This is a genomic window from Deferrivibrio sp. (assembly GCF_055117995.1).
Map to the genome: position 1 here is coordinate 36,386 of NZ_JBSQOT010000009.1, position 24,003 is coordinate 60,388.

Annotated in this window: 27 protein-coding genes; 12 read left to right on the plus strand and 15 right to left on the minus strand. The window is 32.8% G+C overall.

Annotated elements, in window-relative coordinates:
* Positions 1 to 14: 14 nt before the first annotated feature.
* The 9 genes from ACTCAF_RS04255 to ACTCAF_RS04295 all read right to left on the minus strand — a co-directional run bounded on the left by ACTCAF_RS04255 (position 15) and on the right by ACTCAF_RS04295 (position 6,040).
* Positions 15 to 455 carry a hypothetical protein gene (locus tag ACTCAF_RS04255; RefSeq protein WP_463062052.1) on the minus strand — a complete coding sequence of 147 codons (441 nt, stop codon included), beginning with the start codon at positions 453 to 455 and terminating at the stop codon, positions 15 to 17.
* Positions 452 to 1,270 (minus strand): HDOD domain-containing protein, encoded by an 819-nt coding sequence (locus ACTCAF_RS04260; protein WP_463062053.1) that lies wholly within the window; start codon positions 1,268 to 1,270, stop codon positions 452 to 454. The genes ACTCAF_RS04255 and ACTCAF_RS04260 overlap by 4 nt, the downstream gene beginning before the upstream one ends.
* Positions 1,270 to 1,722, minus strand: coding sequence for a hypothetical protein (locus ACTCAF_RS04265; protein WP_463062054.1), 453 nt, complete (start codon positions 1,720 to 1,722; stop codon positions 1,270 to 1,272). The genes ACTCAF_RS04260 and ACTCAF_RS04265 overlap by 1 nt, the downstream gene beginning before the upstream one ends.
* A gap of 8 nt (positions 1,723 to 1,730) precedes the next feature.
* Positions 1,731 to 2,141 (minus strand): hypothetical protein, encoded by a 411-nt coding sequence (locus ACTCAF_RS04270; protein WP_463062055.1) that lies wholly within the window; start codon positions 2,139 to 2,141, stop codon positions 1,731 to 1,733.
* 17 nt (positions 2,142 to 2,158) lie between these two features.
* A complete protein-coding gene (locus ACTCAF_RS04275; protein WP_463062056.1) occupies positions 2,159 to 2,734 on the minus strand; it encodes a UbiX family flavin prenyltransferase in 576 nt (191 codons plus the stop codon).
* Between the two features lie 9 nt (positions 2,735 to 2,743).
* A complete protein-coding gene (locus ACTCAF_RS04280) occupies positions 2,744 to 3,592 on the minus strand; it encodes a UbiA-like polyprenyltransferase (RefSeq protein WP_463062057.1) in 849 nt (282 codons plus the stop codon).
* Position 3,593: 1 nt separating this feature from the next.
* The gene (gene hemH, locus ACTCAF_RS04285) at positions 3,594 to 4,547 is read right to left on the minus strand and encodes a ferrochelatase (RefSeq protein ID WP_463062058.1); all 954 of its coding nucleotides are present in this window, start codon (positions 4,545 to 4,547) and stop codon (positions 3,594 to 3,596) included.
* Positions 4,547 to 5,560, minus strand: a complete 1,014-nt coding sequence (hemE, locus tag ACTCAF_RS04290) for a uroporphyrinogen decarboxylase (RefSeq protein WP_463062059.1) — start codon at positions 5,558 to 5,560, stop codon at positions 4,547 to 4,549. Before hemE ends, hemH begins: the two co-directional genes overlap by 1 nt.
* A 189-nt stretch (positions 5,561 to 5,749) precedes the next feature.
* Positions 5,750 to 6,040, minus strand: a complete 291-nt coding sequence (locus ACTCAF_RS04295) for a DUF134 domain-containing protein (protein ID WP_463062060.1) — start codon at positions 6,038 to 6,040, stop codon at positions 5,750 to 5,752.
* 165 nt (positions 6,041 to 6,205) lie between these two features.
* Here ACTCAF_RS04295 and accD point away from each other — a divergent pair, with 165 nt between their 5' ends.
* The 12 genes from accD to ACTCAF_RS04355 all read left to right on the plus strand — a co-directional run bounded on the left by accD (position 6,206) and on the right by ACTCAF_RS04355 (position 20,042).
* Positions 6,206 to 7,054 (plus strand): acetyl-CoA carboxylase, carboxyltransferase subunit beta, encoded by an 849-nt coding sequence (accD, locus tag ACTCAF_RS04300; RefSeq protein WP_463062061.1) that lies wholly within the window; start codon positions 6,206 to 6,208, stop codon positions 7,052 to 7,054.
* Positions 7,055 to 8,188 (plus strand): bifunctional folylpolyglutamate synthase/dihydrofolate synthase, encoded by a 1,134-nt coding sequence (locus ACTCAF_RS04305; protein WP_463062062.1) that lies wholly within the window; start codon positions 7,055 to 7,057, stop codon positions 8,186 to 8,188.
* Positions 8,181 to 10,304 (plus strand): LPS-assembly protein LptD, encoded by a 2,124-nt coding sequence (locus ACTCAF_RS04310; RefSeq protein WP_463062063.1) that lies wholly within the window; start codon positions 8,181 to 8,183, stop codon positions 10,302 to 10,304. Before ACTCAF_RS04305 ends, ACTCAF_RS04310 begins: the two co-directional genes overlap by 8 nt.
* Positions 10,301 to 11,272: an NAD-dependent epimerase/dehydratase family protein gene (locus tag ACTCAF_RS04315; protein WP_463062064.1), complete on the plus strand. Its 972-nt coding sequence runs from the start codon at positions 10,301 to 10,303 to the stop codon at positions 11,270 to 11,272. Before ACTCAF_RS04310 ends, ACTCAF_RS04315 begins: the two co-directional genes overlap by 4 nt.
* Positions 11,262 to 12,284 (plus strand): hypothetical protein, encoded by a 1,023-nt coding sequence (locus tag ACTCAF_RS04320; protein ID WP_463062065.1) that lies wholly within the window; start codon positions 11,262 to 11,264, stop codon positions 12,282 to 12,284. The genes ACTCAF_RS04315 and ACTCAF_RS04320 overlap by 11 nt, the downstream gene beginning before the upstream one ends.
* 31 nt (positions 12,285 to 12,315) lie before the next feature.
* Positions 12,316 to 13,305: a DHH family phosphoesterase gene (locus ACTCAF_RS04325; protein ID WP_463062066.1), complete on the plus strand. Its 990-nt coding sequence runs from the start codon at positions 12,316 to 12,318 to the stop codon at positions 13,303 to 13,305.
* A gap of 48 nt (positions 13,306 to 13,353) precedes the next feature.
* On the plus strand, positions 13,354 to 13,515 hold the full coding sequence (rd, locus tag ACTCAF_RS04330; protein ID WP_463062067.1) for a rubredoxin: 162 nt from the start codon (positions 13,354 to 13,356) through the stop codon (positions 13,513 to 13,515).
* A gap of 45 nt (positions 13,516 to 13,560) precedes the next feature.
* Positions 13,561 to 14,769 carry an FprA family A-type flavoprotein gene (locus tag ACTCAF_RS04335; protein ID WP_463062068.1) on the plus strand — a complete coding sequence of 403 codons (1,209 nt, stop codon included), beginning with the start codon at positions 13,561 to 13,563 and terminating at the stop codon, positions 14,767 to 14,769.
* Positions 14,770 to 14,881: 112 nt separating this feature from the next.
* Positions 14,882 to 16,054 carry an HlyD family secretion protein gene (locus ACTCAF_RS04340; RefSeq protein ID WP_463062069.1) on the plus strand — a complete coding sequence of 391 codons (1,173 nt, stop codon included), beginning with the start codon at positions 14,882 to 14,884 and terminating at the stop codon, positions 16,052 to 16,054.
* Positions 16,041 to 17,831 (plus strand): ATP-binding cassette domain-containing protein, encoded by a 1,791-nt coding sequence (locus ACTCAF_RS04345; protein ID WP_463062070.1) that lies wholly within the window; start codon positions 16,041 to 16,043, stop codon positions 17,829 to 17,831. The genes ACTCAF_RS04340 and ACTCAF_RS04345 overlap by 14 nt, the downstream gene beginning before the upstream one ends.
* Positions 17,818 to 18,936: an ABC transporter permease gene (locus ACTCAF_RS04350; RefSeq protein WP_463062071.1), complete on the plus strand. Its 1,119-nt coding sequence runs from the start codon at positions 17,818 to 17,820 to the stop codon at positions 18,934 to 18,936. The genes ACTCAF_RS04345 and ACTCAF_RS04350 overlap by 14 nt, the downstream gene beginning before the upstream one ends.
* On the plus strand, positions 18,933 to 20,042 hold the full coding sequence (locus ACTCAF_RS04355; RefSeq protein ID WP_463062072.1) for an ABC transporter permease: 1,110 nt from the start codon (positions 18,933 to 18,935) through the stop codon (positions 20,040 to 20,042). The genes ACTCAF_RS04350 and ACTCAF_RS04355 overlap by 4 nt, the downstream gene beginning before the upstream one ends.
* A 262-nt stretch (positions 20,043 to 20,304) precedes the next feature.
* Here ACTCAF_RS04355 and ACTCAF_RS04360 read toward each other — a convergent pair whose 3' ends face one another.
* From ACTCAF_RS04360 to ACTCAF_RS04385, 6 genes are all read right to left on the minus strand, one after another.
* A complete protein-coding gene (locus tag ACTCAF_RS04360; RefSeq protein ID WP_463062073.1) occupies positions 20,305 to 20,712 on the minus strand; it encodes a Fur family transcriptional regulator in 408 nt (135 codons plus the stop codon).
* The gene (locus tag ACTCAF_RS04365; protein WP_463062074.1) at positions 20,684 to 21,511 is read right to left on the minus strand and encodes a metal ABC transporter permease; all 828 of its coding nucleotides are present in this window, start codon (positions 21,509 to 21,511) and stop codon (positions 20,684 to 20,686) included. Before ACTCAF_RS04365 ends, ACTCAF_RS04360 begins: the two co-directional genes overlap by 29 nt.
* Positions 21,511 to 22,311, minus strand: a complete 801-nt coding sequence (locus ACTCAF_RS04370; RefSeq protein WP_463062075.1) for a metal ABC transporter ATP-binding protein — start codon at positions 22,309 to 22,311, stop codon at positions 21,511 to 21,513. Before ACTCAF_RS04370 ends, ACTCAF_RS04365 begins: the two co-directional genes overlap by 1 nt.
* Positions 22,304 to 23,176: a metal ABC transporter solute-binding protein, Zn/Mn family gene (locus ACTCAF_RS04375; RefSeq protein ID WP_463062076.1), complete on the minus strand. Its 873-nt coding sequence runs from the start codon at positions 23,174 to 23,176 to the stop codon at positions 22,304 to 22,306. Before ACTCAF_RS04375 ends, ACTCAF_RS04370 begins: the two co-directional genes overlap by 8 nt.
* Before the next feature lie 109 nt (positions 23,177 to 23,285).
* The gene (locus ACTCAF_RS04380) at positions 23,286 to 23,747 is read right to left on the minus strand and encodes a C-GCAxxG-C-C family protein (protein WP_463062077.1); all 462 of its coding nucleotides are present in this window, start codon (positions 23,745 to 23,747) and stop codon (positions 23,286 to 23,288) included.
* On the minus strand, positions 23,740 to 24,003 hold a 264-nt coding region (locus ACTCAF_RS04385; protein WP_463062078.1), incomplete at its 5' end, for an acyl-CoA thioesterase. The genes ACTCAF_RS04385 and ACTCAF_RS04380, both read right to left, overlap by 8 nt.

The window sequence follows — 24,003 nt, forward strand, 5'->3', positions numbered from 1 at the left end:
GCTTAAGCCACCTTTTATTTTATAATAATTGTTACTTCACCCTTAATTTCATCAAGCTGTTCAAAGCTTTTGTTTGGATTTAAAAAACTGTCCTCTATTTGTGGCAGATATTTATAAGCAATTTTCAAGTAATTAGTTTTTTCAGCTACTTTTAAACTGAATTTTCTTACACCAAGATTTTTTACATTGCCAAAACTTTTATACATATTGACTTTGCCTGTATTATCTTCAATCTCAAGCTCAGCTAAACCAAACATCATCCCTGAAACATTTTTTATACTGATATCAACATACCCACCATCTTTAACGCCGTAATAAAATTTTATACCGTTGCCGGAGGCAGCATGTGGATAAGTGTTTCTTAAAGATTTAGAACTCTCGTAGCCGAAATTGAAGGCACAAGACATTATTACAGTAATTAAGGTAAAAAATATAAATAATTTAAATATTTTCATATATTAAATATTTCCTTCTCAGCGTCATAAACTTCCTTAAACATCCCTTTTATATCTTCAAAAACAGCCTCATCAAGGCCAATTGCTTCAATATATTTGGAAAACTCTTCATTACAACTTCCTATTCCAATACCAAAACATTTTAACAGATTATTGGACAAAAATAACACATTTGCCAGAGATTTGCTGGCAGAGTTTTCAGGGCTGTGATGATTCAGAACAACATCGCTGTAAATCTCTGGCATCTTCCAGAATTTCATAAGCTCTGCCCCGACCTGCGCATGATTAATGCCAAGTCTTTCATTTTCAAGGGCACAAAGATCGATATTTTCATTAAATGCATCCTGAAGAATAAGTTCATAATTTTCAAGATTCATTTTCATTACCGAAACACCTATGTCATGAATAAGCCCAAGCAAAAATGCCTCTTCCACAAGTTTTTTATCAACTCTTAGCATCAAAAGTCTCGACATGACTGCTGTGCCAACCGAATGCTCCCAGAGCTTCTGATCGACAATACCAACTCTCCCCTTTAAAAATAATGATTTTGTTGACACGGAGATAACCAGATTTTTTATGGCTTTCACACCTAAAAATGACATAGCCTGTGTAAGGTTTACTATCTTGTTTTTTGGGGAATAAAAGGCCGAATTGGCCAGTTTTAATATAGCAACAGTTATATTTGCATCCTTTGATATTATTCTTACAAGCTCAGCAAAACTGAAATCCGGGTCTTCAAGCAAATCTAACACCATTTTGGCAATCTGAGGCATAGGGGGCAATTCTTTAATATTATCGTATAAAATAGAACTCATTAATTGTCCTTATTTTCAGTTTTTTTTATATCGGTCAATTCATCAATTGAATCTTGGTCAGAAGCTGTTTTATCTGTAATATCTTCTATGCCACTGGCAGCTTTGCTCTCTTCTGCAATTACTTCACCATTAACCACCTCTGTATCCTCTTCGACGTCGTCAATATCGCCCTTTTGAGCTTTTAGCTCTCCAATAGCAAACTCCAGCTCTTTAATTTTATCTTCCAACAAATTAATACTTTCAAAGTCGAGATTTAAATTTTCAGGAAAAATTTCCCCTTCTTTACTCATCTGATAAACTTTCAGACCAAGGTTTTTCAGTTTTTCATCAATTTTCTTTTTTGTCGATGCCACTTCAATTTTAAGTTTACTTATCTTTGTAAGCCTTACAAGCTCTTCTTTACCTTTGTTAAACTTATCTTTAATCCACTCAATATTTTTGTCCCTATCCATAAGTCCTCCTATTTACCTAAAATTGAATCTATTTTAATCTTTTGCAAGTATATAAAAAACAATAGCAACAGGTTTATACCAAAAGACAAAAGAAAAAACCAAAACCATGAGCCGCCCTTTTCTTTTTTACTCCCCTCAACACTCGATTTAAAAAATTCCTGGAAATCCGAATCTTTTAACTTCATCCATGGTTTGAAATTTGTTTTGACAAAATCCACAGACAAATACTTACCTTCCAATATCCCTCTTTTTATATCATCAAAACTTAACCCAGGAAACACAATCCCGTTTAATGTTTTTACCTCAAATTGCTCAGACTTTGATTTTAGATCAAATTCTTCTGAACAGGAAGGACATGAAAATTTCTTTTTATCCTTTGTAAAAAAATCAACACCACATTTTGAACAAATAACTTTCATCTGTGACCCCCTATCAACTACATCCATCTCTTAAATAAAGAGTGCTCTACATTTATTATATCAAATATTTTTCCAACTATAAAGTCAATTAACCCATTTATATTTTCAGGGCTATGATAAAAAGCAGGCGCAGCCGGAAAAATTATTGCTCCACAATTAGATAACTTTAACAAATTTTCAAGATGAATACTGTTTAAAGGTGCCTCTCTAAACAAAATTACAAGTTTTCTCCTTTCTTTTAATGCTACATCAGCGGCCCTTTCAATAAGGTTTGAACTAACCCCGGAGGCTACACGACCTACAAAACCCATCGATGCCGGAGCAACAATGTATGAGTCAATATTAAAACTACCACTTGACACCGGAGCTGCAAAATCCCTGTAATCCAAAAAATGTATATTGGACTTATTAAAATATTTATCTTTTATGCTTATCAGGTCATTTTCACGAAGCTCAAGCCTGGCATTTGTAAAAGCATCAGGAGTAATACTAATATAAATTTCATGCTCATTATTTTTCTGCAACTCATCCACAAGCCTTAAACCATACAAAAAACCGCTTGCGCCGGTAATCCCTACAAAAAATCTTCTCATTGGACCCCTTTAAAAAATAATGTCCAGAAGCGTAAACATGAATACAGTAAGACTAATGTAGGCATTTAGGTTAAAAAAGGCAATATTTACCCTGGACAAATCATCACTTTTTATAAGTCTATGCTGGTAAAACATAAAAGCACCACAAATAAGTATTCCAAATAAATAAATCAAACCAAAATTAAAATATTTATAAAGGTACAAAAATATAAAAAATGCTAACATATGAAAAATCCTTGATAGCACCAGAGAATTTCTTACACCAAAATATCTGGGAATTGAATGGAGATTTTCCTTTCTGTCAAAATCAATATCCTGCAAAGCATAAATTATATCAAAACCGGCAACCCAAAATAATACGGCAAGCCCCATCAAAACTATACCTGTATTAATATCACCCCGTATAGCAACCCATGCACCAATTGGAGCAAGACCAAGTGCTACTCCAAGTACAATATGGCAAAGAGCAGTAAATCTTTTTGTATAAGAATATAAAATAAATATTACCAGGGGTATCGGTGATAAAATAAAACAAAGCTTGTTAAGCATAAGAGTGGCAAATTCATAAACCACAAAACTAATTATTATATAAAAAATTGCCTCATTTTTTTTTATTTTGCCCGCGGGAATCTCCCTATTGGCCGTTCTTGGATTTCTCTTATCTATTTCAGCATCAATTACCCTGTTTAACCCCATTGCTCCCGTTCTTGCACCAACCATTGCCACTATTATCCAGAGTATTTTATTAAATTCAGGTATACCGTTTGCGGCAATTATTGCCCCTGTAAATGCAAAAGGGAGAGCAAATATTGAGTGTTCGATTTTTATCATTTTTAAAAAATCTACAAACTTATTCATATCAACTCTCAAAAATTAATCTGGCGATTGCTTTAGCAAAGTCATCTCTGTCATTAAGGCTTGCAGTTCTAACAACATTAATCCCCATCTCTCTGGCATTTTTTATATACTGTTCATCAAGCTCAATCAATGTTTCAATATGGTCTGAAACAAATGAAATAGGCACAACCACTACAGGTCGCTTTTCACCCTTCAGGCCATACAACGTCGTATCAGTAGGCGGTTCAAGCCACTTCATAGGCCCGGTTTTGCTCTGAAATGCAAGTATTTTCTTGTATGGATTTATTTTTGATACTAAATAGTCAATCTGTTCATTAAGCTGCTCTAAATACAAATCCCCTTTTTGGAGAGTATATTCAGGAAGGGAATGGGCAGAGAAAAACAAAATGGACTCTTCGGCCTTTGCCCCAATAGATAACAATGATTCGTTAATAGATTTAATAATACATTCATTGTAATCGACGTTTAGATGCCAGAAAGGAATAATCTTTACAGGCAATTTAGGCGGATTGACAAATGTTTGAGCATAAAATCTCTTAAAACATACTCCACTTGTAGTGTACGAATACTGAGGATAAAGAGTCATAACAGTAACTCTATCATAATCCTTTTTCAAGAGACTGCTGTAAGTGTCCTCAATGTATGGCTTATAGTAAGTCATTCCAAATATTACATCAAGCTCAGAGCTATACTCTTGCCTGTAAAATTCTTTTACTTTTTCAAAAAGCCTTTTTGCTATAGGAAGTTGAGGTGAAAAACCTCCCATTTTTTCATATTCATGAGCAACTTTTTTGCTTCTTTTGGCTGCAATAATTTTTGCAATCCTGCTCTGCAAAAAGCTACCAATTTTAAAATCAATAATATCTCTGTCTGTAAAAAGATTGTAGAGGAAAGGCTCGATAGCTTCAATGCTGTCTGGCCCCCCCATATACATCACATATACAGCATCAGCCATTAAATTTCCTTAGAGTGAACATAGTCAACCAAAAATTTAACATTATCTACAGGAGTTTCCGGTAATATTCCATGACCCAAGTTAAATATATGCCCTTTAACATTTTTGGTCTTTTCAAAGATTAAATCTATCTCATCTTTTAATGTTTTCTTGTCTGTAAACAGCATTACCGGATCAAGATTACCCTGAAGAACAAATTTATTATCAAGATTTTTTGCGGCAGTATCCAGGTCAATTTTCCAATCAACACCAATCCCCGAACAGTCAAGCTCCTTTATTTTGTTGTAAAATGTAGCAGAGTCCTTTGCAAAATAAATAACATATGCACCATTTAATGAATCAATAATTTTCTTAACATATGGATATATAAGCTCGCTGTAATCTTTAGGAGAAACAATGCCTGCCCACGTATCAAAAACCTGAACAATTTTACACCCGTTATCTATTTGAGATTGGAGATATTTAATAGTAGAATCCGTTATTTTATCCATAAGTTTAAGGTAAGCCTGCCTCTCGGTATGCATCATAGCTTTTATATTTACAAAATTCTTGGAACCGCCGCCTTCAACCATATAACATGCAAGTGTAAATGGAGCGCCAGAAAAGCCAATCAAAGGAACATTTAACTCTTTAACAAGCAGTTTGACAGTTTCAATAACAAAAGGTACATCATCTTCAGGGTCAATTACTCTCAAATTCTCAACATCACTTAATGTCCTCACAGGATTGCTTATCAATGGAGCCGGGTTAAAATCAAGTTTTACCCCCATAGGCTCAACCGGTATAAGGATATCGGAAAACAATATAGCAGCATCAACCCCAAGAATATCTATAGGTTGCAATGTTACTTCACATGCAAGTTCAGGCGTTTTGCAAAGCTCCAAAAAAGTAACCTTTTTCCTTACGGCCATATATTCAGGCATATATCTTCCCGCCTGTCTCATTAGCCACACGGGTTTTCTGCTTACCTTTTTACCATCAAGTACATCAAGAATTAAACTGTTAAATTCCATATTATTCTCCTATTTATTTAATAAAATATTATGAAATATACTCAGAATAAATTAAAAACTCAAGTAATAAAGCTTGGAAAATCAACAATTAATCGGGTAGCTTTTCGTAGATTAACAACTTAAAAGTTTAAGAGTTTGTTGTCAGGATTACTTTCTATTAACCAAAAAATTATGATGCAAATATAGAAATCAATGATTATTTTTATCAGTAAGAATTTTTATTGCCATCCCCTCTACTATGGCAATGCCTACTTTCTTTAACGCACTGTTTAAAATCCTCTGAAATGTGCTCTGAGAAATCCCCATTTTTTCAGCCCCAGCTATCTGCTCCAAACCTTCCACATATTTCAGTCTTATCGCCTCTATCTCGTCAGCGGCAAGCTCAACCTCTTTTAACTCACTGAGCGGAATCCCCTGAGGTTTAAAATAATGCCCCTCAACGCAACAATTAATTTTTCTCTGTTTTTTTGGCCTACCCATAACAGCATAATAACATTAATTTTTTAAAAATCAACAAAAAAATATACCAAAAAAGTATAGTTTTCGAAATTCAACATAATTGAACAACTCTTCAAACCTTTTGCTTGCAAGTATCAAAAAAAAGTTCCATAATGTTTGTTCAAAAACAAATTTTCCGGAGGCAATATGGGGCTTCGAGATTTTATTAAAGAGCAAGTAAAAAAAGTTACGACTATTAGAAAAAAAAGCGACATAAAAGAAAATTTATGGACAAAATGCCCTTCATGTGGTGAAATCAGCTACAAAGCAGATATAGAAAAAAATTTCCATACATGCCCTGCATGTGAATATCACTTTAAAACAAGCGGGATACAAAAAATAAACTTCATTATTGACAATGGCAGTTTCATTGAACTTGATGCCAATATAACCTCCCTTGACCCTTTAAAATTCAAGGATACCAAAAAATACCCTGACAGAATAAAGGACGCAATAAAAAAGACCGGGTATAAAGATGCTTTCATTTCCGGTGTTGCTTCGGTAAATGGGAAAAACATCCATATTGGAGCATTTGAATTTTCTTTCCTGGGCGGAAGTATGGGCAGTGTAGTAGGTGAAAAAATCACAAGACTCATAGAATCAGCCATTGTCAACAAAAACCATGTAATAACAATAAGCTGCTCAGGCGGAGCAAGAATGCAGGAAAGTATATTATCATTGATGCAAATGGCTAAAACTTCTGCCGCACTGAAAAAACTTGCAAAGTCCGGGCTTGCTCATATTTCAGTACTAACTGACCCCACTACGGGAGGCGTAACTGCGAGTTTTGCAATGTTGGGAGATGTAATTATTGCTGAGCCAAATGCACTGATAGGCTTTGCAGGCCCGAGGGTAATAGAGCAAACAATCAGGCAAAAACTACCGGAAGGGTTCCAAAAATCCGAATTTTTATTGGAACATGGAATGGTTGACGCGGTATTGCATAGAAAAGAGTGGAAGCCTTTTATCAGTAAATTATTAGATTTTTTTGGCTAAATGCTAACTAAGTTTGAAACTTATTACAATAAAGGTGAGTTTGGAAGTATTGAACTCACTTTAAACAGAATAGATGAAGCTCTGAAATATATAAATTTTGATGAAAAAAAGTTAGGAAAAATCATTCATATCGCTGGCACAAACGGTAAAGGTTCCACTGCATACTTTATTCATCAAGCAGCTTTAAAAAATGGTTATAAATCGGTCTTGTACACTTCCCCTCATATTGAACGCATAAATGAAAGGATAGTTCTAAATAATATGCCTGTAAATATTGAGCTTTTTGATAATTGCTTTGAAAATCTGAAACCTGTTATCGAAAAATTTCATCTAACATTTTTCGAAGGGCTTACATTGACTGCATTTCAGATATTTCAAAAATTTAGCCCCGATATAAGTGTAATAGAAACAGGCCTGGGTGGGACATTTGATGCAACAAATGTATTAAACAATAAAATACCTGTAATCACTACAATATCTCAAGACCACTCAAACTACCTTGGCAAATCAATTTATAAAATAGTAGATGAAAAAATGAATATTATAAAAAACAACAAAAATGTTTATATTGGCAAGAATCAAAAATTTATAATTGATTATATCAGGGAAAAACACAGCGAAAAAAATCTATTTTTTATCTATGACACAGATATTTCAAATAATTTACCCGCACCTTACAATTACAATCTTGAACTGGCTGGCACAGTAGCCAAAAATGAGCTTGGCATAAAAATCAACCCTCATGAAAAATATGAACTGCCGCCTTGCAGAATGGAAAAAATTGGAAGATTTATCCTGGATGGAGCACATAACCCAAATGGAATCATAAACTTAATAAAAAATATCAAAAAAGTAGACACCGCAATAATTTCATCGACAAAAGACAGAAATATATCAAAATCCATACATATATTAAGTCAAAAAATAAAAAACATAATAGTTTGTGAAATACCTGACAATGAAAGAAGCATAGATATTGACACACTTTTGCTGGAAAATGTAATAAAGATAAAAGATCCTATAAATGCCGTTTATAAATCACTTGAGTTAAGTGATAAAAATGATATACTGATTTGCGGTTCACTTTACCTTTGCGGTTTTTTAAGAAAAAAAATAAGGGAAAATTTTGTTTAAAAATATACTTTTTATAATTCTTTTAACTGCATCTGTATGTTTTGCGGAGAAAGTAAATCTTGAAGCTGACAGAATAACATCAATCGACAATAATACTGTTTTTGCTGAAGGTAACGTCCTTATAACCTATAAAAACATAATCATGGTTGCCGACAATGTAACATACTATAAAGATCAAAACCTCACGGAAGCAGAAGGTAATGTGGTATTTCAGGATGACCAGAACTATCTTACAGCAGAATATTTAAAAATAAACCTTACCACAAAAAAAGGGTCCATCAAAAATGGAAAAGGCTTTTATGCCCCTCACACATACTTTTCTGCTGAATCCATTGAAAAGACAGGTGAAAATAATTTTGTACTTTCCAATGCAAACATTACTTCTTGCAATCAGGAGAAGCCTGATTGGCATTTTCACTCAAGAATCGCCAGGATAGATTACGGTGAATATTTCAAATCAAAACATACAACCTTCAACATTGCCGACATACCAGTTCTATATACACCTTATTTTGTCTGGCCAATAAAAAAGAAAAGAGAAAGTGGCTTTTTGGTGCCTGAAATTGGATTCAAAACTGATGCCGGTCTGTTTATAACACCCAAATATTTTTCAAATCTTGGGGTTAATAAGGATATTACTGCCGGTATAAATTATTTTACGATGAAAGGTCCGATGCTAAATACTGAATTTCGATATGCGAAATCATCCAGAGAATCAGTTTATCTTTATGGAGAATTTATTGATGACCAAAATTCAAAGTCAAACAAAAACAACCGATATAGAATTGTCAATAAGTCAAATTTGTTTATCCTTGAAAACCTTGAGCTAAAATTTAATACCGATTATGTAAGTGACTTTAAGTACAAAGAAGATTTTGACGATTTTGCCCCAAAAAACGATATAATAGAGCTAAATAGTGATGAAAACTATTCTGTAAATGAAATAAGACTTAATTACAGACTGAAATATTCTGATATATCATTAAGATATCTTGACAACATGCACTATTATATAAACTCGACTGGCTACACAAAAAATCATATTATTAGAAAACCAAATCTGATATTTGAAAAGTACGGTCTTAATTTTTACGGTATAAAATTTGACTACTTTGCCGACTATAACAAAGTGCTATACACCAATTATAGTTATAATATCTTCGGTTCAGAATCAGGAAAAAGTACCGGATATGACAGATATTTTGTAAAATTAAAAATCTACAAACCATACAATCTAAAAATAGCTACTTTGACACCTTACTATATTCAAAGCACAACCTATTGGAATAATTTTGAAAATTTATCAATTTCAGATAACAGGGACTTTGAATCAGAATTTTTAAATATTGATTACAGCAAAGATAACATCAAGCGTTACATTTATACTTATGGAGCAAAGTTATATTTCAATGAAATTTATAAGGACTATAGTTCATTCAGACATTCCATTTTCAACTCTTTTGAATACAAATTTACTCCTTACCTATATCAGTCAAAGCTTCCCAATTTTATTGATAACGATATAATTGATGAAGAAAACTATTACAGCTACACCATGACAAATTTTATTAAAAATAAAAACTGGAATTTGAAAATTGAGATTTCAGAAAAATATAACATAGTCAAGGAAGAAGAGAGATTTGAGCCTTTGCTTCTTACAAGTTTGTTCAACTATCGGGATATAGCTGATATAGTTTTTGAAACAAACTATAATTTTTATACTGACAAATCTACATATTTGAAAAATAGTTATAATATCAATTTTAAAAATCTTGGAATACATACGGAATATATATTCGATAACACAATTACCGATTACAATACAACATTTAAATATGGTTTAAGCTACAATGCCGAAAATTTTGAAGTAGATTTATATCAAAAATTTGCATCCTATGAAAAAAGCGTAAAATTTACCGGGCTAAAAAAACAGGAACTATCGGTTAAGTGGCTTTACAAATCGGATTGCTGGAATGCAGGACTTTTGCTAAAAGAAAATTATTATGATATAGTAGAAAAAAATTCTATCAACAAAGGCACAGCAAGAACAGTTTATCTTCTGGTAGAATTTAAAGGTCTTGGTAAGACCGAAAGAAAAATATTGGAAACAAAATGAAAAATATTCTTATAACAGGTGTGCTTGGACATTTGGGCTCCAAATTTGCGAAACTTCTTCTTGATAATTTCCCTATGTACAATATTGTTGGAATCGATAATGAAGCAGATTCTAAGTATATCGATAACAAAGAGATTTTTAATAATTATAACAATTTTGACTATATAAAAGGGGATATTGGTAATTCAAGACTGCTTGCCAATATTCTTACCGAAAAGAAAACTGCTCTTACTAATTTAAATAGCGAAAAGGGGATAGATTTTATTTTTAATTTTGCATTCAATAGTATGGTGTTAAATAAAGATAACCTCGCAATAGCTTATATCAAAGATAATTTCGCCGGAGCATTGAATATTGCTATTGAAGCTATAAAACACTGGGGGAAGGATTTTTCTGATAAAAGATTGGTTTACATAAGCTCCATGGATGTTTATAGGTTTACTGATGCAGAAAATTGTTATACGGAAGAAGATTTTCCAAATACCCAATCGATAGGAGGAAATATTAAATTATCTGTAGAATCATTGCTAAAATCCTTAAACGAAAATTTCGGTTTACCTGTCACAATAATTCGCATCCCTTTTCTTGTAGGACAATCAAAAGGTATCTACCCTGTTCTTCCAGATATCTTTTATAAACTAAAATATGAAAATCAGGTAAGAATCGATCTTAATCCTGAAACAGTTATCAATATCGGGTATATTGAAGATATGCTTATTGCTATTGAAAGTACGATAAAGGATAAACTCCCTTTTTGTGTTTACAATGCCGCTGGTCATAATGTAAGTATAAAAAAAATAGTTGACACATTCTGCAGTTTTGTGAAGACTAACAAACCTGAGGTTATATACGGCAATGAAAAAAAACTTCACTTATGCGTAAAGGGTGATAAAATATACAACAGTTTACAATGGAAGCACTACACAGATTTTGAAACTTTTATGGAAAAGGTTGCAGATGAAATATAGCTTAATTGTGATTTTCCTTGTCATCTTTGCCTATTCCGGTTTTTCATACACTGTTAAAGGCAGTGGTAAGGCCGTTATAGTAAATGATGATCTTAAATCAGCTGAAAATCAGGCAAAAAATGCTGCCCTGATAGACGCAATTTATAACTATTTTTCAAATGCCCACCCCGAACAAAACACACCTGACATAAATGAAGAATTTTTTAAATTTGTACAGAAATATCGCATTTTAAACAGATATGTCAAAGACTTTACTGTATTTTACGACATAGAAGCAGAAATTGATGATGTAGCGGTAACTGATGCCAAATATTTTATAAATAAAATTACTCACTCTGTAGTTTATCTTATAGAAAACGAACAAATTGATGCTGAAATAAAAAACAAACTTAAAAAAATACTTAACGAGTATCTCATAAGTTACAATTTCTCCCTGCAATACCAGGAAGATTTCGAAATTATTACTCCGGAAAATTTCAGTTTTGAAGATAAACTTGCTAATTTTGGAAACAATAAAGCAAAATATCTATTTATCATAAGTATCACACCTAATATTACCCAGCTTGATAGCCAGTATTTATGTAAACTTACTACTCAGTTAAAAATATATTCAAAAAAAGAGTCGCTCCCTCTTATCAAGGCAGAGACTTCATCTTTAGGGGTTAGTGAAAGTGAAGCTATTGAAATTGCCTTTAAAAAAGCGACAGAAAATATATTGAAATATGTGACATCAAATTTAATAAAATTTGAAGAAATCAAGTCTGAAAATATAAACTATAACGTAACCTTTTTAAACTTTGGAAACTTTTCCAACTTAAACAAAATCCTTAATTTCCTCAAAAACAAGGGATTTATTGAAAGCTTTACGTTAAAAGCCTACTCAAGAAATCAGGCTGCTTTTGATATATCTTCAAAGTTTTCACCGGAAAAGCTGTCAGAAAAGATTGTTACATATGACAATAAAGTTCAGATAGAAACAGAAAATGGAGACTTGATCATTACCTTCTTGTAAATTTAAAAAATATGTATGGTATAATTTGACGATGATTAATGAAATTTTAAGTTTTGTAAAACCCAAACGAAAAGTTCTTATCCTTACGCATAATAACCCTGACCCTGATACTCTTGGTGCGGCTACGGGGATAAAAAATATTCTAAGCAAAATACTAAAAAAAAGATGTACTATTGCATATGACGGCGTTATTGGAAGGGCAGAAAACAGGGAGATGGTAAAACAATGCAAAATAGAGCTCCACAGCTCCAGAAAACTGACATTTTCACGATATGACTGTATTATTCTTGTGGATACCCAGCCAACAGCCGGTAATGTTTATATCCCTGACAATTTCTTCCCTGATATAGTAATAGATCACCATAATTTCAGATTGCAAACCAAAAAGGCTAAAATATACGATGTAAGACCCAAGTATGGCAGTACAAGTACAATTATTGGAGAATACCATAAGATAATAGGGCTGGAACTTGATAAACTAACAGCCACGGCTCTTTATTACGGGATAAAAACTGACACCATAGGATATGGCAGAAGTAATAGCAAAACCGATCTTGAAATGATGGGGTATATTCTACCTTTTATTAATCTCAATAAACTTGCAAAAATAGAAACCCCTGATTTGCCAAGATATCATTTCAAAAATATAAAAAAAGCAATAGAAAACTCAGTAGTAATTGAAGATTTGATATTTTGTAACCTTGATGAGGTAAGAAATACAGATCTCATAGCCGAAACAGCTGATGCCCTTCTAAAAATAAGGGATATAAAGTGGACGTTTGTTATTGGCAGAGTTGACAATATGGCTTACTTTTCCCTCAGGTGTAAATCCAATAAAAAGAAGGTTGGTAGTATTGCCCTTGCAATTGTAAAAAATATTGGGACAGGTGGCGGCCACATGAAATCTGCTGGCGGTCAAATTCCCATTAATGGTCGTACATATTCAGAAATATGTGATATAATAAAAAAGAGGTTACTTAAGAGAATAGGTATCAAAAATCCCGAAGAAAAATCTATTTGACAAATGGGTTTTTGATATTTATAATATTTCTAAATTAAGGAGGTTACTATGAAGTATATTTGCACAATTTGTGGTTACATTTATGACCCAGCTGCGGGTGATCCTGATAACGGAGTTAATCCAGGGACTGCATGGGAGGACGTTCCATCAGACTGGCTTTGCCCTGAATGTGGAGCTCCAAAAGAAAGCTTTGAAGAATATGAAGGGTAATTAAAGACCACCCTTAGGGGTGGTTTTTTAGTATGGAGGTTTTGGATGAATGCAGTAAAAATTAAGAAAGACATTTACTGGGTTGGGGTAAAAGACCCTAATCTTGAAGTTTTTGACATAGTCATACCCACAGAACATGGAACTACATATAACAGCTACCTTGTTATCGGGAAAGAAAAAAAGGCTCTTATAGAAGCAAATAAAATGATATTTGCCGATGACTATGTAAATACAATTAATGAAATATGCCCTATTAAAGAAATTGACTATATTATACTAAACCATAACGAGCCAGATCATTCAGGAGCTTTACCTAAAATTTTGGAAATTAATCCTGACATTGAGGTAATCTACTCAAAAACCGGCAAAAATTTTGTACAGAATATTGTCAATAAAGAATTTAATGGTCGAGCTGTAGGCGACACGGATATTATAGACTTAGGTGGTAAAACTTTAAGGTTTTTCCATACACCATTTCTACACTGGCCTGACACAATGTTTACTTATCTTGTGGAAGATGAGATTTTGTTTCCATGCGACTTCCTTGGAGCACATTATTGCCCATCTAAAGGTATTTTTAATGATGAGATTGAAGAAAAAGAAGATATCAGAGAAGCATTTAAATTCTACTACTTTTCAATAATGAGACCTTACAAAGAGCACATTCTAAATGCATTTAAAAAAATTGAAACTATCAATATAAAAATGGTTTGCCCTTCACATGGTCCTATTTTAAGGGAAAATATCGACTTTTACATAGACTTTTATAAAAAACAGGCAAACAGATATTACCTAAATAATCCAGATAGGCAGATAACCGTTGTCTATGCAACTGCTTACGGTAACACCAAAATGCTTGCTGAACAAATAAAAAAAGGAGCTGAGGAAACCGGTTTAATAGTAAAAATGTTTGACGCAGCTGAGGCCAATGTGTCTGATATAATTGATGAAATTGAACTTTCACATGGACTTGTAATGGGTACGGCTACAATCAATGCAAAGGCACCGAAGCCAATCTTCAATATTTTTGCCCAGCTTGTTGCCCTTAACGTTTCAAACAGAAAAGCAGGAGCTTTTGGCTCATATGGATGGAGTGGCGAGGGGGTAAAAATGTGTGAAGATATTTTAAAAACAATGCGCATGAAGCTTCCGCTTGAATCCCTGAGGGTGCAGATGACTCCAAGTAATGATGAATTAAAGAAAGCATATGACTGGGGAAGAGAATTTGCCTTATCTGTTCTGGAAGGCAATTAAAATTTAATCTGGGGGATAAGTTTATCCCCCTTTTTTTAATTATTCAATCTTTTATTGTAATTTTTCTTTCTATAAAATAATATTATTAAAAGCCCTATATTGAGAGGATATCATGCTTAAGAAAATCTATAATATAATATTTCTATTTTTTTTCATAACAGGGTGTTTTACAGGTCATAATTCTGAAATCAAAATAAGCGGTCGTATTGAAGCAGATGAAATAAATCTTTCATTTAAAATGCCCGGAAAAATTGAAAAAATTTATTTTGATGAAGGTGATTTTGTTAGACAGGGTCAGGTGATTGCAAAGCTTTCCGTTAAAGACATAGAGTCGAAAATAAGGCAGGCAGAATTTGAAGAGAAATCATCAACCAATCTAATTAAAATAAAGCAAGCAAATATTTCTTCTCTCAAAAGTAAATTAAAACAGCTTGAAATAAAAAAAGAAATAACCGAAAAAAACATTATGGCCCAAATAAATATTGCAGCAAATAACCTTAACAATGCCTCAACCAAACTTCAAATTGATAAAAATAACCATGAAAAATTACTGGCAACATTTATAAAAACTGAAAATGACTTTAATAGATACAAATCGCTTTTCAAAGAAAAGGCAATTTCCAAAAACAAATTTGAAGAAATGAAATCTTTTTATATTTCAGTTAAAAGCGATTATGACAGTGCAAGAAAAATGGTCTTGATATCTGAAAAAGAGATGCAAAATGCACAAAACGCTTATAATATTGCCCTTGAAAACAGAAAAGAGATAGCCCTTATTGCCGAGGAAATTAATTCATTAAAAGAAAATATAAAAATCGCTGAGCAGGACCTTGAAATTGCTAAGAATAACTCTCTGAAAATAAAAGAATTTATTGCCGAGCTTAAAACACATTTAGACGATTCATTTATCTATTCTTCTGCGGACATACTTGTACTTCGCAAATTTGCCCAAACAGGTGAAGTCGTTGCTTCAGGGCAGCCGGTATTTACTGCATATGAGCCTTCAAAAATATATTTTAGGGGTTATCTGCCTGAGCCTTATCTTGGAAGGGTAAATATTGGAACAAAGGGTAAAATTCTTACCGACAGTTTCAACGATAAATTTTTTAACGGGGAAATTATTTATATAAGCAATAAATCTGAATTCACTCCAAAAGAGGTACAAACACAGGGTGAGCGAGTAAAGCAGGTATTTTTGATTAAGGTTAAGGCTGATGACAATGAAAATATACTAAAGCCTGGAATGCCTGCAGATTTTATAATCAATTTCAATGAATATAATTGAAATCAACAATATTGTTAAAAAATATAAGAAAAGGGTCGCATTAAACAATGTCTCATTAGAGATAAAGGAAAAAACTCTAACCTGTATCGTTGGCCCTGATGGTGCTGGCAAATCCACACTTCTTAAAATAATGGCGGGCGTTTTGAAATTTGACTCAGGTAAAATGAAAATTTTTAATTATGAAATGAAAAAACTCTCCTATTTTGAAGAGCTAAAAGATAAAATAGCTTTTATGCCCCAGGGGCTTGGTTTAAACCTTTATCAGAGATTAAGTATTGAGGAAAATGTTGATTTTTTCGCTGAACTTCATGAAGTTGACCCAAAAATAAGAAATGAAAGAAAATATGAACTTTTAAATGCAACAGGACTTTACAAATTCAAAGACAGACAGGTCAACAAATTGTCAGGTGGAATGAAACAGAAACTTGGCATCTGCTGCTCACTTGTCCATTCACCAAAGGTCATCATACTTGATGAGCCAACAACCGGTGTCGACCCCATTTCAAGAAGGGAATTATACCGGCTTATTCATAAATTTATTTCTGAAGAAGGTGTTACCGCAATTGTCTCGACCTCATACATGGATGAAGCAGAACGAGGAGATTCAGTCTATATTATGCATGAAGGGAAAATAATTTACGATGATATTAGCAGCATTGATGAAGATGAAGTATATTATGAATATAACAAACCTGACTTTATTGAATTTTATAATAATCTCGATGAAAACAATCACAAGTTTGTTATACTTGGAAGAAATTTTGTAAAATTTGCCCCCAAAAAGCCATACCCGGAAGATTTCAAAAAATTTAAGTTTGGTATCGAAGAGAATGCACTAAAAACCATTGGCACCCGAAAACTAAACCTTCAAATTAAACCTGCAAAAAGTATAGGGGATAAAATCCTTGAATTGAAAAATGTCACAAAAAAATTTGGCAACTTTTTTGCAGTTAAAAACGTATCTTTCGATGTAAACAAAGGAGAAATAATCGGACTTCTTGGCCCAAACGGTGCGGGGAAGACAACGTTGATGAAAATTCTGCTTGGTCTTTATACTCCAAGCAGCGGAAGTTATAATTTTTTCATTGGGGATAATCTGTTAAAAGAGAAAATAGGCTATATGTCCCAAAAATTTTCCCTATACAGTGATTTGACAGTTAAAGAAAACCTTGTACTTAATGGAACTTTGAGAAAAATAAAAGGGAGCACCCTAAAAAATAAAATTGAAGAGCTTTACTATCTTGGAAACCTTGAAAATTATAAAGCTGAAATAGTCGAAAAATTGCCACTTGGAATTAAACAACGACTTGCCCTTATGTGTGCCGTTATACATGAGCCTATGCTTGTTTTTCTTGATGAACCCACATCGGGGGTTGACATAAGTGAAAGGGACGTTTTCTGGCAAATTATAAGGTATTTTTCCAACAACAAGAATACTACATTTATTGTTTCAACCCATTTTATGACAGAAGCAGACTTTTGTGACAAAATCTGTCTGATGAATAACGGAGAAATTGCTGAATTTGACTCGCCTGAAGCTTTAAGAGAAAAATTTAGAGCAAAATTTGGTACCCCCTATTCCACGCAGACAAAGACTCCTTACTCTCTGGAAGAAAAGATAAAAAATATGGGATTTAAAACGGATATATTTGGTACAAAAGTTAAAGTCTATACAAAAGACATCTCTCTGCTTGATACTCTAAACCTTAACTTTAAAGAAGAAATAATTACTATAGACGATATTTTTGTGGGTGCAACAGAAGATGCTACGACTTAAAAAAATTAAAGCAATTTATAAAAAAGAATTTAAAGAGCTTAAGAGGGATAAAATTTCAAGAATAATGGTATTTATGATGCCAATTATGATAATGATAGTATTTGGCTACGGTATGGCACTTGACGTGGAAAAAATACCTTTTGTAATACTTGATGAGGATAATTCTGTATTAAGTCGTGAGCTCGCATACAAATTCATAGAAAATACAAGGTATTACAGACTAATCGGTGCGGTCTCGAGTCAAAAAGAGGGGCTTAAGCTAATAGACAAAGGTAAAATCAGAATGATGATTGTAATCCCTTACGGTTTTGAAAAAAGATTAAAATCAAACAAACCTGTAAATGTACAGATTTTTGAAGATGGAATTTTCCCTTACAGAGCCTCAGTATCAGTGAGCTACTCAAACATAATAGCCAATAATTTCAATATCGACCTCTTATCTGCAAACGGCAACAAAAATCAGGGAATTGATATCAGAACAAGATATTGGTTTAATGAAGATATAAGGCAGAAAAATGTTACTGCATCAGGTGTCCTTCTAATAGCCTTATTCATCGGGCCCGCCATTTTCTCATCTTTACTTATTGTAAAAGAAAAGGAGTACGGCTCTATTTACAACATATACACATCGTCAATAAACAAAGCAGAGTTTATAATTGCCAAGCAATTATTCGCAATGTCAATCTTCTTTGTAAATTTCTTTATACTTTTTGCCATGACAATATTATTATTCAACGTTCCATTTAAAGGAAGTTTTATTCTTTTCCTATTGGCAGCAATAATATATCTGCTCGTTTCTACATCCCTTGGTATCCTCATCTCAACATTTGTTATGACACAGGTTACAGCTGTAGTCGGGACTGCAATAATTTGTATTATCCCTTCAATACTTTATTCAGGTTACATAACACCGGTAAGCTCAATGACCAATGAGGCATATTTTATAGCCCATATATTCCCAAATTATTACTTTTTTAATCTGATAAAGATGAGTTATCTGAAAGGTCTGTCATTAATCAGCTATATAAAAAATATAGCTATTTTGCTGGTATTTTACCTGATTTTTATCTCAGTTGCAATTTATAGGTTCAGGAAATACGAATGATTTACAGAATAGTTGTTTTGATAATTAAAGAGCTGATACAGTTTTTCAGAGATAAAGGACTTTTGCTCTTTGTAATCTACCTTTTTACCGGCGATATGTACATTGCCGCAAACGGAATTGATCTTACTTTAAAAAATGCAAAATTTTATGTAATAGATGAAGATAATTCTTTTCTATCAAGAGAACTCATTTCAAAATTTCAGAAACCCACTTTTGAATTTTCAGGATATTTAAGTTCTGTCAGTATGGCAGAAAAATACCTTTTTGAAGACAAATGTGTTGGTATCATCGTCATCCCTGAGGACTTCAGCAAAAATATCAAAAACAAAACCCAAACCCAAATAGGTATTATAGTAAATGGTACCGAAACATCAACAAGCTACCTGTTTTCAGGCTATGTATCTGTAATCATATCAAAATTTTCCATAGAAAATTCATTTAATATCGAAACTAAAAATCTGCCAATTGTAAATTTAAGACAGAGAATATTATACAATAATAATATGGATTCACATATATTTATGACCATTACAGAACTTTTCAGTGTAATAACATTGTTGATTCTCATTCTTCCGGCCTCAGCAATAATAAAAGAAAAAGAAAATGGAAACATTGAAATGCTTCTTGTCTCACCGGTAAATATATCAGAATTCATGGTAGCCAAGGTGATAGCAATGAATATAATTATCATCCTGGGTGTGATAACCACTACGATAATCATCATAAAAGGGGTTTTGAAAGTCCCTTTCAACGGCAGCTTTATATTATTTATCCTTTTGACAGCCATATATGTATTTACGTCATCGGGAATATCCATGTTTATTGCATCTGTTGCAAGCAATATGCTTCAGGTTTCACAGATTACAATTATGTTGCTCCTTCCTATACTTTATCTTTCGGGCTCCTGGGCCCCTATCGAAAGCATGCCTTATATCTTTCAAAAACTAACATACCTTTCCCCCTTAAAATATTATCTTGAAGGTTCATTTACAATCATTTTGAAAGGATTAGGGTTGTCCTATGTTTATAAGCATTTCCTTGGTACTTTCATATTAGGGATTCCTGTATTTTTAGCCGGAGTATACTTTTTGAAAAAGAAAATTTAAATTAAAATTAATCCAAACAAACTCTTGTGTTTGATTAAATTTTAATCAACCCAAAAAATATCATTAAAAACTAAAGCCATACATGTGGAAAAGTTGTAAATAGAAAAATTAGGCAAAATATCTTTATATCCCAATAAATTATAAAAATTATCCAATAATTTTAAAAAATAATCAAGAAACTTTCAACAATTATCAAAAATATGTCGAGTAAAATAATTTGTGTTAATAATGTTAAATCGTATAACACAGTCATTGAATAAAATTATCTACCGTTGCACTTTTCACATATCCCGTTAAACAAAAGTGAAACTGACACCTGCTTAAAGTCATCAAACCTGTAAGACAAAGAATTTTCATCAAGATTTTTACAAAAATAAGTATCGCACCTGCTGCAGTGCAAATGTGCGTGTACCCCTTCTGTTTCATAAACAGGACAGTACATTGACTCTCCATTTTCATTGACAAACTTTCTTACTAAATTTTTGGAAACAAATTCATCCATTATTCTGTAAACAGTAGACTTATTAATATTAGTAAATTTTGAAAGATAATGTATTATTTCCACTGCTGATACAGGCCCGGAAGCCTTAATTAGAAATTCCAACAACTGTTTTTTATTTTTTGTTATTCTTATATTTTTATTATGTAGCAATTTTTTCAGACTTTCCATTTTTTATTCCCAAAAACATTTTTTCAACAACAAACCATATTCCGGCAATGATAATTATAGATGCCCCGGAAGTAGTATTAAAATAAAATGAAAAAATAAGACCTGAAATTCCAAAGCATATTGTATAAACACATGATAACAAAATCATCCCCATCAAAGTGTTAGTCTTGCCTTCAGACAGATACTGTGGGATAGTCAAAAATGCAATTACCAAAATAATACCAACAATTTTAATCAGTATAACAATAGAAACAGCTGAAAGAATAATTATCAATGTATGGATAGCCACAATATTAACACCTTTTACAAACGCAAACTCTCTGTCATATGAAAACAAAACAAGCTGGCGGTAAAATGCGAATAAAAACAATATTGAAATAACACTTAAAACTACCACCATCAAAATATCGTTAGATGACACGGCCAGCAGACTCCCAAAAAGATAACTCATTAAATCTGCTTTGTATCCCGGAGTAAAGTCAATAAGTATAATCCCCAACGCCATTCCCAAAGCCCAAAATATCCCTATAACACTGTCTATTCTGCTTGTCTTTTTTGCCGTATAAATACCAATTGCTGAAGAGCTAACAATGGAAAATGCAAGAGTTATCGGCAAAACAGGCTGAGCCAGAAAAAAAGCAAGACCTACACCACCATATGCTGCATGGGCAACAGCACCAGCAAGGAATACCATTCTATTTATAACAATCAATGCCCCTGCCACCGCACACACAATACTTGCAAAAAGTAAGATATAAACAGCGTTTAAAAAAAAGTCGTAATTCAACAACTCAAGCATCATATTCTTCCTTTATAATGGCAGCAATTTTCCCCTTCACACTTTGTAAGGTGCTTTATCTCTTCAGCTACATATGCTCCCATTGAGCAATAATGTTCATCGTGAATACCGTACATAATTTCCATCATCTCTTTTGTTAATTCAGGTTTGTCATTATACAAAAGATACTTGTTCACACATGCAACACTGTTGATTTTAGTGGCAAGAAGATTAAGGTTATGCGTTACCATAATAATTGTTTTTTCTCTGTTGATTTCTTCCAGCGTTGTAAAAAAGCAAAAACTGCCATACGGGTCAATATTGGATGTTGGTTCATCCAGAATTAAAAGCTCTGGTGATGAAATCAATGCCCTTGCAAGATAAACTCTTTGAACCTGCCCACCGGACAACTCACTCATCTTTTTATCTTTAAATTTATCCATTTCTACCCTTGAAAGTACATATTCAGCCTTTTTTATTTCATTTTTGGTATACCGAATTTTAAAAAATCCGCTTTTCAATCCTGTCAATACGCACTCAAGAACGGTAAGCGGCATATCATTTACATTGTTCATCTTTTGTGGAACATAGCCTATTTTATCAAGCACATTTTCAGGGCTTGTCCCAAAAACTTTTACTTCACCTTTTGCAGGTTTCAGTATCCCAAGCAACATTTTCACAAGGGTTGTTTTTCCACCCCCATTTGGTCCTACTATCATTAAAAAGTCTTTTTCCTTTACTTTCAAATTGACATTTTCAAGAACAAAATCGCCATTATAGGAAAAATACACGCCTGAAACGCTTACTATTTCTTCATTCATTCTTACCACCACAGGATTTTATAAATGATTCTTTTATTTTGTAAAACTCATCAAGGATATTGTAGCTTAAAGGGTTTATTGTAATCTTTTCCACTTTCAACTGTTTTGAAATAGTTTCTGAAATTTTACTATTTATCTGTGGCTGAACAAACATAACCTTAATATTTTCCCTTTTAACCATATCAATTATACTTTTTAAGTGCTTGATTGAAGGCTCACCACCCTCATCTTCTATTGCTATTTGATGTAGATGGAAATCATCGGCAAAATATCCCCAAGACGGGTGAAAAACAAGGAATTTTTTGTTGTCACAATTTGTAAATATTGAGTCAAATTCCCCAATAATTTTGTCAATCTCCTTTATAAATTGTTCATAGCGCAACTTATAATAATTTAAGTTTTTGCTGTCCTCGTTGCTCAAAAAATTTAAAATATTTTTTGCCATAATTTTCATATTTTTCAAGCCCGTCCATATATGAGGGTCATACATACCATGCTCATGTTCAGCATTATTTTCATGATGACTTTCATGATCGTCGAATTTTCTTTTCCGGATAGTATTGTCAATATTTACAATTTTTATTTTTTTATTAACACTTATCAGTTTATCAAGCCATACCCCGTCAAAATTATCACCGATTGATAAATAATACTTTGCCTTTGCAAACATTTTCATATCATCAGGTTTTGGCTCGTAAGTGTGTGGGTCAAAATTTTCAGGCACAAGTGCTTTTACTTCAAAATTGTTACCTGCAATCTGCTCAGCTATGAATTTAACAGGCAAGATACTTACAAATATTATATCTTTTGCATATGCCTTAGAGCAAATCGTAATCATTATAAGTAAAATAACAAACCTTTTCATAGAAACCCTCCTTATGCAACTCAGTTGCATAAATACTACAACATTCTATAAAATAAAGCAATAATTTTTTAAGTCCAGACACAAAAATGACATTTAGATAAATATCAAATCATAAATTTCTTAAAAGGTTATTTTCCGATAGAATTTCCAATAACAGGACAGCACAGAAAGAAGTTATCTGAGGGCAATGTTTGAACTTGCCAATGCCAAATATCATTTCACTCCTTTTTGTCAATGATTTGCAGCACGTAGTCTTATATTTTTCTTTAAATCTCTCTATGAATAATTTACCTGCTTTCTGAGATTGTTGTTTATCCTCATATACATTTAAACGCCCGGTAAATCTCCCTAATATCAGTATTGATGCAGAAACTGCCCCACATATGCACCCCTGACCACCTATACCTTCTCCCAATATTGCCATGCTTTTTTTAAAATCATCAGAAAACCTTACCCCTGTTACGTCTTCAAAAGCTTTTACAACGGCCTCCGAGCAGTAATAGCCCTCTTTAAAATATGACTCGGCTTTAATTCTTAACTTTTCAATTTCTATACTTTTAACATCAATCATTGTTAACCTTCATATTTTCAAACTTTTCTTTGAGAATATCAGGCACTTCACAGCTTTTTCCCTTTGCAGCATCAAAGCAAGCAAGGGTCGTTTTCGCTTCGGCATAAACAACACCTTCACCATTATGCAAAACATAACTTCCTTCAAATCTTGTTTTTGAAATCTGGTAAAAGTTCATATCAATTATTAATTTGTCTTCAAGAGAAACAGGCCTTTTGTAGCTACATTCCACATTTGTTATGAGAAGAAATATATT